Here is a 12,767-nt window from a genome sequence, read left to right on the forward strand (position 1 = left end):
GCTGCGACGATGTCGAGATGAGCGAACCACTTCCCGAGGACGAAGGCACTGCGGTGCGCGGGCGGTTGGCGAGCGTCGGGCTGGACTCGATGATCGACGTACACACCCACTTCATGCCCGAGCGGGTGTTGGCCAAGGTGCGCGCCTACTTCGATGCGGCCGGGCCGCTTATTGGCGGGGCTTGGCCGATCGCCTATCGCGGTGACGACGCGGACCGGCTGGCGCGGTTGCGGTCGTTCGGCGTGGCGCACTTCTCCGGCCTGAACTATCCGCACAAACCAGGAATGGCGGCCTGGCTCAACCAGTGGTCAGCGCAGTTCGCGGCGCAGGTCCCCGAGTGCTTGCAGTCGGCGACGTTCTATCCCGAGCCGGAAGCACCCACCTACGTGGCCGAGGCCATCGACTCGGGCGCACGCATCTTCAAGGTCCACGTCCAGGTCGGCAACTACGATCCGAACGATCCGTTGCTGGACCAGGTGTGGACTCAACTGCAGGACAAGCAGATTCCCGCGGTGATCCACTCCGGCGACGGTCCGGTGCCGGGCGATCACACCGGTGTGGCAGGGGTCCGCCGGTTGCTGGAGCGCTTCCCGCGACTGGTGTTGATCATCGCGCACATGGGCATGCCCGAGTACGACGCGTTCCTCGATCTGGCCGACGACTTCCCGGGGATCTACCTGGACACGACGATGGTGTTCACGCCGTTCACGGAGGACCTCATGCCGTTCCCGGAGGCGTCGAAGCCGCGACTGCTGGACTTTGGTGACCGGATCCTCTTCGGCAGCGACTTCCCGAACATCCCGCACCCTTTCCTGACCCAGGTCGATGCGGTCCTCGGTCTTGATCTCGGCGCCGAGTGGTCGCGAAAGGTCTTGCGGGACAACGCAGCCCGGCTCTTCAACCTCGACGAGTAGTCAGGAGGACGGCGGGAAGCCGCCCGTCGCCACGGGACCCCATCGGGTCGGCGTGACCCGGATCAGCGACTTGTTCTGCGTGATCATCGCTGCCCGGTACTCGTCCCAGTCGGAGTGTTCACCGGCGATGTTGCGGAAGTACTCCACGAACGGCTCGACGTCGTCCACCGCGTCGATCACCTCGGCGTCACCGTCGACCTGCACCCAGGCGTCGTCCCATTCATCCGAGAGAACCAGCACGCTGACCTGCGTCCGCTTGCGTGCGTTGCGCGTCTTCGCGCGCTGCGGGTAGCTGGAGATGACGATGCGGCCCGAGTCGTCCACTCCGCCGGTCACCGGCGACACCTGCGGCGAACCGTCGTGTCGCTGGGTGATCAGCACCAGGTGGTGGCGCGGCCGGACGAACTCCAACAATTCGTCCAGTGACACGGCGGTGTTCGTGGCGATCTTCGGGCTCATGCCACGACGTTATCGTCGGCCAGGCGGACCCCGGACAGGGCCCAGCGGGCGCCGGGTGGGAAGAAGTTGCGGTACGACGCCCGCGCGTGACCGGGCGGGGTGAAGGCGCACCCGCCGCGCAGCACCATCTGCCCCGACATGAACTTCCCGTTGTACTCACCGATCGCACCCTCGCTGGCGTGGAAGCCGGGATAGGGCAGGTACGCCGATCGCGTCCACTCCCAACAGTCGCCGAAGAGTTGGCGCAGCCGACCGTCCTGCTCTCCTGCAGCGCGCGGATGGAACGCGGCGGTGTCGCCGAGATTGTCTGCGGCGCAGGGCGTTTCCTCGTGCAGTCGGGCGGCATGCTCCCACTCGGCCTCGGTCGGTAGCCGCTTGCCGGCCCACGCGGCGTACGCGTCGGCCTCGTAGTGGCTGACGTGACAGACCGGCAGGGCGGGATCCACCGGGTAGGTGCCGTGCAGAGTGTGCTCGAACCACACCCCGTCGACCTGTTGCCAGTAGAACGGCGCTGCCCAACCGTCGGACTGGACCCGGCCCCACCCGTCGGACAACCAGAACTCGGCGCGCCGGTAGCCGCCGTCGGCCATGAAGTCCAGCCACTCGCCGTTGGTGATCAACCGGTCCGCGAGGCGGTACGGCGTCAGGAACTCCTGGTGCTCGGGCAGTTCGTTGTCGAAGCAGAACCCGCTACCGCCGGGATGCCCGATCTCCACCAGACCCCCGTCGTAGGAAACCCAGCCGAGCGGGCCGGGTGGGGTGTGAGTCGCGCGCGGCCGACCGGCGTACACCGGCTCCAAGGGGTTCAACGACAGCACGTGCTTGATGTCCATCAGCAGCAACTCCTGGTGCTGCTGCTCGTGGTGGAAACCCAGGGTGATGGTCGGGGCCACCTTCGACAGTGCCCCTTCATCCAGCCCCGCGATCAGATCCCGCATCCGGTCATCGACGTTCGCGCGGTAGCGCCCGACGTCGTGCGCCCCCGGGCGGGAGATCACGCCGCGCAGCGGGCGCGAATACCGTGGGCCGACGGCCTCGTAATAGGAGTTGAACAAGAACCAATACTTGTCCTGGAAGGGTGCGAACCGTTGCTCGTGCTCGGCCAGCAGGAACGTCTCGAAGAACCACGTGACGTGCGCGCGGTGCCACTTGGTCGGGGACACGTCCGCCATCGACTGGACCGTCTGGTCCTCGGGGGACAACGGGGAAGCCAACGCTTCGGTGTAGGCCCGCAACGCGTCGTACCGGGCGATGAAGTCGGACGCGGTGTCCACGGACGCAGCAGCGGGGGAGGCCATGTCAACGACGCTACGCAGCGCCGCTGACAATGACCTCCCCCGAAAGAGCGGCTAGTCGACCGCCATTTCGCCCAGCTCGGACCACTCCTCGCCCGGGACCTGGAAGTTCACGATCCGGGGCGTCTCCTCCAGGTGCGGTGGCAGGTCCTGCTGTGCCTGCTTGAAGTGATCGGAGGAGACGTGCGCCTCTGCGCCGTCGTCCTTGAACGCTTCCAGCAGCACGTACTCCTGCGGGTCGTCCAGGCTGCGCGACCAGTCGAACCACAGGTTGCCCGGTTCAGCGCGGGTCGCCTCGGTGAACGACCTGCTGATCTCCGGCCACTGATCGGCGTCTTCGGCTTTCACCCGGAAACGTGCCGTGATGAAAATCATTGCAACTCCTAACAACTCAGGGGACGAGGATGGCGCGGCCGCGCACCCGACCATTGTCCAGGTCGTCGATCGCGGTCTGGAAGTCATCCAGCGCGTACTTCTGCGTGTGCAGGGTCACCGCCCCGCGCCGCGCCAACTCCATCAGATCGCACAGGTCGTTGTAGGAGCCGACCAGGTTGCCGATGTAGTTGATCTCGGTGGAGATGATGTCGATGGTCGGCACGTCGATGTTCTCGCCGTACCCGACCACGTGGTAGTCGCCGGCCTGCCGCAGCATCGCGGTGCCCTCGGCCGTCGCGCCGTTCTCGCCGACGAAGTCGACGACCACCTCGGCGCCGTTGCCACCGGTGAGGTCCAGCACCTGCTCGACCTGGGTGCCTTCGGCGACGACACCGTGGTCGGCGCCGATCGACAGAGCCAACTTCACCGCGTCCGCGTTGCGGTCCACGACGATGATCTCGGCCGGGCTGAGCGCTTTGAGCACCTGGATCCCGATGTGCCCCAAACCTCCTGCACCAATCACGACCACCTTGTCGCGCGGCGTGAGGCGCCGGGCCGCCTTGGCCGCCGCGTGGTACGCCGTGAGGCCGGCGTCCGCCAGCGCCGCCACGTCCGCGGGGTGCAGCGAGGAGTCGATCTTGACCACGCTGCGCGCCGAGGTCTTGAGGTACTCGGCGTACCCGCCGTTGGTGTCGATGCCCGGGAAGGCGTTGGCCTCGCAGTGCACGTCGTCGCCGCTGCGGCAGGCCCGGCACAGGCCACAGGTGATCAGCGGGTGCAGGATGACGGTGTCGCCCTCCTGCACGTTGGTCACCGCGCTGCCGACCGCCGATACCCAGCCGGCGTTCTCGTGCCCGATCGTGTAGGGCAATTGCACCTGGGACTTCTCGGCCCACTGGCCTTCCAGGATGTGCAGGTCGGTGCGGCAGACACCCGCTCCGCCGATCTTGACCACGACGTCCCAGGGGCCGGTCGGCTCGGGGACCGGGACCTGGTCCATCTGCAGGTTCTGGTGATAGCCGACCACCTGGACGGCTCGCATCGTGCTCATGACAAAGACTCCTTGAGGGTGGTGAGGGAAATGAACGCGGCGTCGGCGGGCTCCAGCCCGTCGGTCCGCACGGTTTGGTCCTGCTCGGATCCGGGGTAGCGGGTACGCAGCAGGCCGCGGCAGAAGTGCGCGTTGCCGTCGATCGAGATGCGAGTGGACCGCGCCCGGGCAACGGCAAGCGGCACATTGCCCGGGCGGGTGTTCGCGTGGTCGACCAGCACGTAATCGTCCTGACCCGTGGGCAATCCGATCGCCGTACGCCGACGCACCAGGGCCGCTCGATGCTCACCTTCGGGCAGCTCGCCCAGGCGTACGTCGGCCAACGATTCGACCGAGCGGGACGGGTCGGCGCGCAGGAGGTCGGTCAGGGCACGCTCCATGGCGGCGGTGTGCGCCTTGCGGCGGAACGTCGTACGCAACTCGTCCAGACTGTCCAGCGCCTCATGGCGGAAGGTGCCCCGGTAGCCCAGGTCACCGGCCAACCCGGCGTTGATGATCGGCGAGTCGTGGTGATCGTCCAACTCCACAACCACGCCGTCGGTCCAGTCCAGCGCGACCAGCGCATCCTTGGCGTCGGAGGCCATCAGATAGGCGAAATTCGGTGAACAGAACGACGTCGGCAACCGCAGGTGCACCGTCACTGACGACCCATCGACCGCGACACTGCGCACGAAGCCGAGGTCGGTGATCGGTTCGTCGAGTTCCGGGTCAAGGACGACGCCGAGCGCTTCGATGACCGAGTCCTCAAGGGTGAGAACTGCGCTCATTTGGCGCCGACCAGATCCGCCGCTTCCGGCTGTCGCGGACCGGTCGCCGTCTCATCGGCGGTCGGCAACTGCAACTCAGCGGGCACCTGCAGGTCGTAGAGGCGAGCCGCGTTCAGGCCGAGGATCTTCTTCTTCTGCTCGGTGGTGACCGGCGCGTACTCGGTGAGGTCCTCCGGGATCTGGAAGTCCACGAACTGCTCCACCAGCCAGCGCGGCGTCCAGATCGCGTAGTCGGAGGAGAAGGTGATCCGGTCCTCACCGATCCAGTAGAGCAATTCACCCAGGATCTGGGCGAAGTAGCGCGGCCGGGTGTGCATGAAGGGCATCGCCACCGCGAGACCGCCCCACACGTTGGGCTCCTGGGTGGCGATCCAGCAGAAGTCCTCCAGGCGGGGCAGGCCGACGTGCTCGATGATGAAGTTCAGGTCGGTGAAGTCGGTGGCCACGTGATCCACATCGGCGACGTCGAAGGCGTCCCGATCCAACGGGCGGATCGTCGGACCCTTGTGGATGTGGATGTTCTTGATCCCGAGCTCGCGGCACAGCTCGAAGTACCGGTAGGCCCACGGGTCATCCAGCTTCCAGCCACGGCTCTCCCCGTGCCACTCGGCCGTGTAGAGCTTGACGCCCTTGAGTCCGAATCGCTCTGCGTCGGCGCGCAATTGGTCCAGACCGGCCTCGCCGTTGCGCGGGTCGAAGTTGTGGTTGTAGGTCAGCTTGTCCGGGTTGGCCTGGGTGAGGGCGAACGCCTCCTCGGTCTGCCCGAATCCGGTCTTGTAGAACTCGCCGAGGTAGGCCGGCTGGAAGATGGCGTGGTCGACGTAACCGTCGGTGAACAGGTCCTTCATCAACCGCTCGCCGCCCTGGTAGAGGTAGTCCTCGTAGGGCCACACCTCCGACTCGGGGGAGAGGTTGCGGTGGTAGTCGTAGAAGCAGTCGATGAACTGCTTGCCGTGGATGTTGCGCTGGTTGCTCTCGCGCGCGTCCCACAAAGCGATGTGGGCGTCGACGATGAAGTACTTCTCGCCGTCCTTGGTGTACATGCGGGCCTCCTGGTCGGTGCTGTGACTCGTGTCACATCGCCGAAGGTAGGTCGTCCACGTCCCGCCCGGCCCACCTGCGCTGTCTCACTTTGAGACGTCGCGCCCGGCGGGCGCCCGCAGATCTTTGTAACGTAGGTCACACCAGGAGGTGTGTGGCATGGACGTGTTACCCGAGCGGGCGCACGATGGCCGGCCGGCGTCCCAGCGGGTGCTGGCGTCGTGGCAGCGCAGCCAGGAGTACGGCGTGTCGCTGGACCAGGTGCACCCCGCCTTCACCGGGGGACTGGACACCGAATCGTTGTTCTTCCAATGCGGGGATCAGGTGCTGCGGGACCTGCAACAGACCCTCGCCGGTGAACCGATCAGCCTGATGCTCACCGACTCCGACGGCATCGTGCTCAACCGGCACAGCGGCGACGACTCGCTGCTGCGGGCGTTGGACGCGGTGCACCTGGCGCCCGGGTTCGGCTACTCCGAGCGGGAGGCCGGAACCAACGGTCTGGGCCTGGCTCTTGCCGACCGGTCGCCGACGGTGGTCCGGGCCAAGGAGCACTACGCGCAGAGCCTGACCGAATACACCTGTGCCGCAGCACCCGTGCTCGACCCGACGTCCGGACGACTACAGGGAGCGGTCAACCTCACGACCTGGTCGGATTCCTCGCACGACCTGCTGCTGGCACTGGCGCAGTCCGCGGCCAGCAACACCGCGGCGCTGATGCTGACCCGGTCCCAGGGCCGCACGCCACACCCGGCGCCGCGCGGTGAGGTCTTCCGGGTGGTGGCCCCACACCTGGAGCCGGGCAGCGGTTCGACCTTCGCGCTGTCCACCGGCTGGGGCCAGGCCTTGGATCACGCCAGTTCGGCGATCGCGGCCGGCCGTGTCGTGGCGGCCGTGGGGGAGGCCGGCGCAGGGCGCGTGACGTTGTTGGCGCAGGCGCTGCGGCGGGTGCAACCGCGAAGCCGGATCCTGTCGGCCTCGGCTCCCGCACCCCAGGACCTCGAGCCGTGGCTGATGCTGTGGACTCCGGAGGTGGGCAAACCCGACACGGCGGTCATCGTCGGCGACGTCGACGTGTTGCCGCTGTGGGCTGCGGACCGGCTGGCCCAGTTGCTCATCGCCAGCGCGGGTCTGCCGATCGTGCTAACTGCTGAGCGGCTCGAGGACGTCCCCGCTCCGCTGTTGCCGCTCATCGAGACGGTGGTGCCGCTGCCGGCATTACGGGAGCGGCCGGAGGACGTGGTGCCGATCGCGTTGCACGTGGCCGCGCGGGCCCGCGGTCGCGAGGTGGAGATCACCGCCGCCGCCCGCCGTGCGTTGACCGATCACGCGTGGCCGGGCAACGTCACCGAACTCGTGCGCGTGATCCGGCACGCCGCGATGCGGGCCGACGTGATCGACGTACGCCACCTGCCGCCGTCAGTGTTGTCGGCCGCCAGCCGACGGTTGTCGCGGATCGAACGGTTCGAGCGCGACGAGATCGTCCGTGCCCTGTCCCGCCCCGGGACCACGATGCAGCAGGCGGCCGCCCACCTGGGGATGAGCCGGGCAACCCTCTACCGCAAGGTGTCGCAGTACGGCGTGCACGTGCCCCGCGCGTAACCCACGTAGGGTCGGGGCGTGCGCATCGTGTCCCTGCTTCCGTCGACGACGGAGATCCTCTTCGCGATCGGAGCCGGCGACGATGTGGTGGGCGTGACCTTCGAATGCGACACGCCACCGGAGGCGCTTGAGCGCATCATCGTCTCGAATTCGGCGATGCCGCAGGGGCTTTCACCGCGAGAGATCGACGACTACGTTGCCGCCGCGCTGGCCCGCGGCGAGGACCTCTACCACCTGGACGCTGACGCGTTGCGGTCGTTGGCTGCCGACCTGGTGGTGACGCAGGATCTGTGTGCCGTCTGCGCGGTCGACGTCTCGGTGGTCGATGACGCGTTGGCCTACCTGGGCTGCACCGCGCAGGTGCTGACGATCGACCCGCATACGATGGGCGAGGTGGTGGACTCGATCCGGACGCTCGGCGCGGCCACCGGTCACGACGAGGCAGCGGCGGTGGTGGTGACCGACCTGCAGGAGCGCCTGGCCGCGGTCGCTCGCACTGTCGCGGGTCGGGCCCGGCCGCGGGTGCTGGTGCTGGAGTGGACCGACCCGCCGTTCGCTCCGGGGCATTGGATCCCGCAGATGGTGACCCTGGCCGGCGGTCAATCGGTACTGGGTGTCGCCGGTGAGCGCTCCGAGCGGGTCGACTGGGCGGCGGTGCGTGACGCTCGACCGGAGGTCATCGTGGTGGCGCCGTGCGGGTACGACGTCGCCGACTCTGCTCGCCTGGGCAGCCAGATCCTCGACCAGCTGCCGGACGTCCCGGTCTGGGCGGTCGATGCGAACGCGTCCTTTGCTCGTCCCGGGCCGCGGCTGGTGGACGGTGTCGAGGCCCTCGCGTCGTTGTTGCACGACGTGCCGATGCCGGATCGACCGTGGAAACCCCTGCGGTTGCGATGAACTGGCGGATCAGAGGCTACCGACCCGGGGACGAAGCGGCGCTCGCCGAGGTGTGCGTGCGCACCGGCGCCATGGGTGGCGACGCGTCCGGCCTCTTCGACCCGCCGGGTCTGCTGCCCGACATCTACCTCAATCCCTACCTGGCGCACTGCCCGGACCTTGCGTGGGTTGTCGCCGATGGCAGGAAACCTCCGGTCGGCTACCTGGTCGCGACCGCAGACACGTTGGAGTTCGACCAGTGGTTCGCGACGCAGTGGTGGCCGAGCGTCGCCCAGCGCTACCCCCGGGCCGAGCACCCCACGACGCTGCAGGAGTTGGTGACCGAAGCGGGGTACACCCATGGTTCGACCCGGGACCCGCTGGCCGCGGAGTACCCGGCGCAGTTGCACATCGACCTGCTCCCGGTGTTGCAGGGCCAGGGGTTCGGCCGTCGCCTGATCGAGGTGCTGTGCGAGGCGCTGGTGGCTCGCGGCGTCCCCGGAGTGCATCTGGGTGCATCGAAGGACAACTCCGGCGCGATCGCCTTCTACCACCGGCTCGGGTTCACCCCGCTGCCGTCGCCGGAGGGCACCCAGTGGTTCGGCAAGCGGCTCGGCTGACGCGCACCTGGGTCAGTCGGCCGCGATGCACCACAACCCCCGAACCCGGCCCCTCGTCGTACGACGTGGGCAGACTGACGCCCAGGACCTCACCGTCGCGCGGCCCGGGCTGCAGGATCACACCGACCCCCGCACGCTTCACCAACGGCAGCAGACCGGTGAACGCGGCAGTTGCGGAAGTCAGCGACGAAGTCACGACCAGTCTGTGTCGTCCGGCGAGGTCGGCGAGCAAGCCCTCGATCGGCGTACCACCGAGTTGGTCGGCGTCGTCGACGTAGACGGTGCCACCGGGATGCTCACCTGCCCATCGGGTGAGGTCGGTGGTCTGTGCCGGATCGGTGAGCCAGAAGGTGCGGCCGGGGTCGGCCGCCGCGCTCGCGGCCAGGGCGGTGCTGCGGCCACTGCCGGGTGGTCCCGCGATCAGGATTGCCCGGTCATCGTCCCGCCACCCGATCGGTCCGTCGAGACCGACGCCGAAGGCCCCTGCGGGCAGCGAATCAACCTGTGCGGGAAGGGGATCGAACCGCACCGCGACGGACGCGTCCGGTGCTGGCGCGCCGGGCAGAGCGCACTGGATCTCCAACTCCTCGGGTAGCAGAAGGCCACGACCCGGCGTGCCGAGCGAGGGTAGCTGTGCGGGTTTCACACCGAGCAGGATCACGTCGTCGGTGCCACCGCTGGTCAGACACAGCCGGCGCGCGGCCAGGCCCGACACCCGACCGCTGACGACGCCACGACCGCCCGCGACCGCGGTCACCACCCCCGCGCGAGGGCCGTCGCGCAAGATCGCGAGCAGCCGGTCGCTCAGCGTGAGCGACAGGGCGTCCGTGCGGGCCTGCAGACTGTCCCAGTCATCGATCAGTAGTCGCACCGGGTCCGCACCGCCGTGGGCGATGCGGTCCTCCAACCAGGTCAGCAGACGATGGACCCGTGCATGTTCGTCGAACCGGATCACGGCGCCGATGTGCGGGAGTGACTCTCCGACCGTCGGTTTCGAGGCGGTTAGCCAATAGACGGACTCACGACTCCCGGTGGCGAGGGTGCGTAACACGGTGCTTCGACCACTGGCCGGACCGCCGACGATCAGCAGATTGCCGTCCTTCAGCGACCACCCCGTCCACTCCTGGCGCTGCTCGTCGGGTAGATCCACCAGGCCGAGCGGCGCGGTTCCTGCCCCACCGGATTCGGCGGTGAGCCGCGCCGCCAGCGGCGGCAGCCAGGGCCGATGGGCGGGCGCGGATCCCTCCAACGCGTGCGCTCGGCGGATCGCGGACACGATCCGGCTGAGGTCGTCATCGTCCTCGCGTGCCCGGCGCGATATCGGTGCGCCGGTCTGCGGGTCGACGGACAGCACTTCGGGAGCAGCGTCGAGACGCGGAGTGTGCCCACTCACCCGTGCGACTTGCACTCGTTGCCGGTCGCCTCCGGCCCGCTGGGCGACTGCTCGGCCGGGCCGGCTGGGGTCGAGGCGGGCGGCGTCATCAGCGTCGATGACGTCACGCGAGTCAGTGACATCGTTGAGGCGCAATGCGATTCGCAGGTCCATGTTGGCCCGGATGTCTGCCGAGACGACCCCCGCCGGTCGCTGGGTGGCCAGGATCAGGTGAATACCCATAGAGCGGCCGACCGCTGCCAGCCGCACCAAGCCGTGCACGAAATCGGGCAACTCGTCGGCCAGGACCCGGAACTCGTCGATCACCAGCACCAGGCGAGCCAACCCGCCGCCGTTGTCGCGATAGGCGGCGTAGTCGACCGCGCCGGCACTGGCCAGGAGTTGTTCCCGCCGGCGGATCTCGGCCTGCAGGGAGCGCAGTGCTCGCACCGTCAGCGACGCATCGAGGTCGGTGACCATACCCACGGTGTGCGGCAGGCCGGCGCACCCCGAGAACGCCGCACCGCCCTTGTAGTCGATGAGCACGTAGCTCAACTCCTGCGGGGACCGACTCAGCGCCCACGACACCAGGAAGGTCTGCAGCAGACCGGATTTGCCGGCTCCGGTGGTGCCGGCGATCAGGGCGTGCGGCCCGTCGACCGGCAGGCTCACCTCCCACGGCCCTTCGGCGGTCCGTCCCAGCAGCACACGGTCCGAGGCTTCGGACCACGCACGCAGCACGGCGTCGGGATGGGTGGGATCAAGGGTGCGGTACTCGCGCGCCAGGTCGACCAGCGAGACCTCGCGGGGTAGACCGACGCTGCTGCGCTGCGATCCGGTGGCGGCGGCGAGGGCGCGGACTGCGGTCTCGGCCTGACCGGGAGCGGGCAGGTCGAGGGTGATGTCGAGTCCGTCGACCCTGCCCTGCGCGGTGGTCACGATGCGACCGGGCTGCGGTGTGCTGTCGGCCACGAGCGCGATGACCACGGCGTCGGCTGGAGCGTTGGCGGCTACCTCATCCGTCACGAGGACCACCGTGGTGTCGGCGGCGGTGTCCGCACAGGTCGGACCGATTCGTGGCGTCGCGTCGGGAGCGGGCAGCACATGGGGCAGGAAGCGAAGCCATTGCCATGCGGGGCGATTCACCGGTGACGCGCAGACGACGATCTGCAGTTCGTCGGGTGAGAACCACGTGGCGAGCTGGGTGAGGAGCGACTGGGCGACCAGCTGGCGTTGCGGCCCAGCGAGCTCCACACGACCGGCCGTGCGCAGATCGATCTCCACCGGGGCCTGCTGCAGCGCGACCGGCTCGATGTCGTCGTCGCCGAACGTGTGGCGTTGCCATCGACGGGTCACCCCGGACTCGACGACGCCGGTGCCGAGTCGTAGCCGGAGTTCCGCCGTGGGATCGCGCGACCACCGGGCAGCAGCGCCCGACCGGGCCACCCACACGGTGGTGCCGAGGGCGGGCGTCCGCGATCGGCGTACGGCGATCTCCTGCTCCAGCGCGCGGCGCACCTGCGCCTCGGCCACCTCGACGTCGTCCCGGTGCGCGGCCATCGCCCGGCGATGGGACCGGGAGCCGCCCCGGCGGTCGGTGACGTACTGCGACAGCAGCATCACCGGAGACAGCACCGCGAACATCAGGAACATCGGGTTGTGCAGCAACAGCGCGGCCCCGCCGGCGACCACCAACGGCAGCAGCGCCATTGCCAGCGGCCACGGTCGCTTCTCGGGCGGTTGGGGGGCTGCAGGCATCCGAATCTGCACCTGCGGGGGTGGCTCCGGCCAGGTCATCGTCGGCACGCCGTCACGACGGACGAGTTCCAGCACGCTGTTGCCGATGCCGATCCGGTTGCCGAGCGTGAGTTCTCGCTCGGTGGCCGGCGCGAGCGGTTGACCGTCCACCAGTGTGCCGTTGGTGGCATCGTGAGCAGTCACCACCACCCGCCCGGAGTCCAGCCCCACGGTGAGGTGATGGCGACTGACACCGGGGTCGGGCACCTGCAGCACGGCGCTGCGCGCACGGCCCACCGTCACACTGGTCGGACCCAACGGCACCCACGCTCCAGCACCCGGTCCTTCGATGACGTGCAGTTCGAGCAGGTGGCGCGTCACCGCCGCAGCCGGCGTGCTGCTGAGCACTGCGGCATGAACGAGCGGGTGTGAACCCACGACATCGGTGGCCGCAATCGGTCGCGCACCGGCGAAGAGGCCCTGGGGCAGCGTCGGATTCGCGGCGATGACCTCGGCCCAGGTGGTTCCGGCGGGCGCGCGCACCACGACATCCCGGCTCCGGGCGCCCTCGCAAATGGTCAACCGCACCGTCGTCATAGCCGCAGTGTGCGTCGTCGGCGCAGGGGGCGCAGGACACGCTGGGGATAACCCCAGAAGT

General features: G+C 68.6%; 11 protein-coding genes. 4 read left to right on the forward strand and 7 right to left on the reverse strand.

Annotation, left to right across the window (positions count from 1 at the left end):
• Nucleotides 1-17: 17 nt before the first annotated feature.
• Nucleotides 18-914: an amidohydrolase family protein gene (locus tag DR843_RS02310; protein WP_109683919.1), complete on the forward strand. Its 897-nt coding sequence runs from the start codon at nucleotides 18-20 to the stop codon at nucleotides 912-914.
• On the opposite strand, the gene DR843_RS02315 is transcribed toward DR843_RS02310, so the two are convergent.
• From DR843_RS02315 to DR843_RS02340, 6 genes are read right to left on the reverse strand one after another with little or no spacing between them, the layout of a single operon-like run.
• Complete coding sequence (locus DR843_RS02315; protein ID WP_109683920.1) at nucleotides 915-1,373, reverse strand: PPOX class F420-dependent oxidoreductase; 459 nt, start codon at nucleotides 1,371-1,373, stop codon at nucleotides 915-917.
• Nucleotides 1,370-2,671: an ergothioneine biosynthesis protein EgtB gene (gene egtB, locus DR843_RS02320; RefSeq protein WP_109683921.1), complete on the reverse strand. Its 1,302-nt coding sequence runs from the start codon at nucleotides 2,669-2,671 to the stop codon at nucleotides 1,370-1,372. The genes DR843_RS02315 and egtB overlap by 4 nt, the downstream gene beginning before the upstream one ends.
• A 51-nt stretch (nucleotides 2,672-2,722) precedes the next feature.
• Nucleotides 2,723-3,043: a putative quinol monooxygenase gene (locus DR843_RS02325; protein ID WP_109683922.1), complete on the reverse strand. Its 321-nt coding sequence runs from the start codon at nucleotides 3,041-3,043 to the stop codon at nucleotides 2,723-2,725.
• 16 nt (nucleotides 3,044-3,059) lie between these two features.
• A complete protein-coding gene (locus DR843_RS02330) occupies nucleotides 3,060-4,094 on the reverse strand; it encodes an NAD(P)-dependent alcohol dehydrogenase (RefSeq protein WP_211310170.1) in 1,035 nt (344 codons plus the stop codon).
• Nucleotides 4,091-4,861 (reverse strand): iron-sulfur cluster assembly protein, encoded by a 771-nt coding sequence (locus DR843_RS02335; protein ID WP_109683923.1) that lies wholly within the window; start codon nucleotides 4,859-4,861, stop codon nucleotides 4,091-4,093. The genes DR843_RS02330 and DR843_RS02335 overlap by 4 nt, the downstream gene beginning before the upstream one ends.
• Complete coding sequence (locus tag DR843_RS02340; RefSeq protein ID WP_109683924.1) at nucleotides 4,858-5,904, reverse strand: amidohydrolase family protein; 1,047 nt, start codon at nucleotides 5,902-5,904, stop codon at nucleotides 4,858-4,860. The genes DR843_RS02335 and DR843_RS02340 overlap by 4 nt, the downstream gene beginning before the upstream one ends.
• 157 nt (nucleotides 5,905-6,061) lie before the next feature.
• On the opposite strand from DR843_RS02340, the gene DR843_RS02345 reads away from it, so the two are divergent.
• The 3 genes from DR843_RS02345 to DR843_RS02355 are packed head-to-tail and all read left to right on the forward strand — an operon-like array spanning nucleotide 6,062 to nucleotide 9,000.
• Complete coding sequence (locus DR843_RS02345; RefSeq protein ID WP_109683925.1) at nucleotides 6,062-7,504, forward strand: AAA-type ATPase lid domain-containing protein; 1,443 nt, start codon at nucleotides 6,062-6,064, stop codon at nucleotides 7,502-7,504.
• Between the two features lie 18 nt (nucleotides 7,505-7,522).
• Nucleotides 7,523-8,401, forward strand: a complete 879-nt coding sequence (locus DR843_RS02350) for a cobalamin-binding protein (protein ID WP_109683926.1) — start codon at nucleotides 7,523-7,525, stop codon at nucleotides 8,399-8,401.
• Complete coding sequence (locus DR843_RS02355; RefSeq protein WP_245933950.1) at nucleotides 8,377-9,000, forward strand: GNAT family N-acetyltransferase; 624 nt, start codon at nucleotides 8,377-8,379, stop codon at nucleotides 8,998-9,000. The genes DR843_RS02350 and DR843_RS02355 overlap by 25 nt, the downstream gene beginning before the upstream one ends.
• On the opposite strand, the gene DR843_RS02360 is transcribed toward DR843_RS02355, so the two are convergent.
• Nucleotides 8,945-12,706 carry a type VII secretion EssC family protein gene (locus tag DR843_RS02360; protein WP_170119722.1) on the reverse strand — a complete coding sequence of 1,254 codons (3,762 nt, stop codon included), beginning with the start codon at nucleotides 12,704-12,706 and terminating at the stop codon, nucleotides 8,945-8,947. The two genes, DR843_RS02355 and DR843_RS02360, sit on opposite strands and share 56 nt — an antisense overlap.
• Nucleotides 12,707-12,767 lie beyond the last annotated feature (61 nt).

It is taken from the genome of Branchiibius hedensis, assembly GCF_900108585.1.
In the GTDB taxonomy this organism is placed as follows: Bacteria; Actinomycetota; Actinomycetes; order Actinomycetales; family Dermatophilaceae; genus Branchiibius; species Branchiibius hedensis.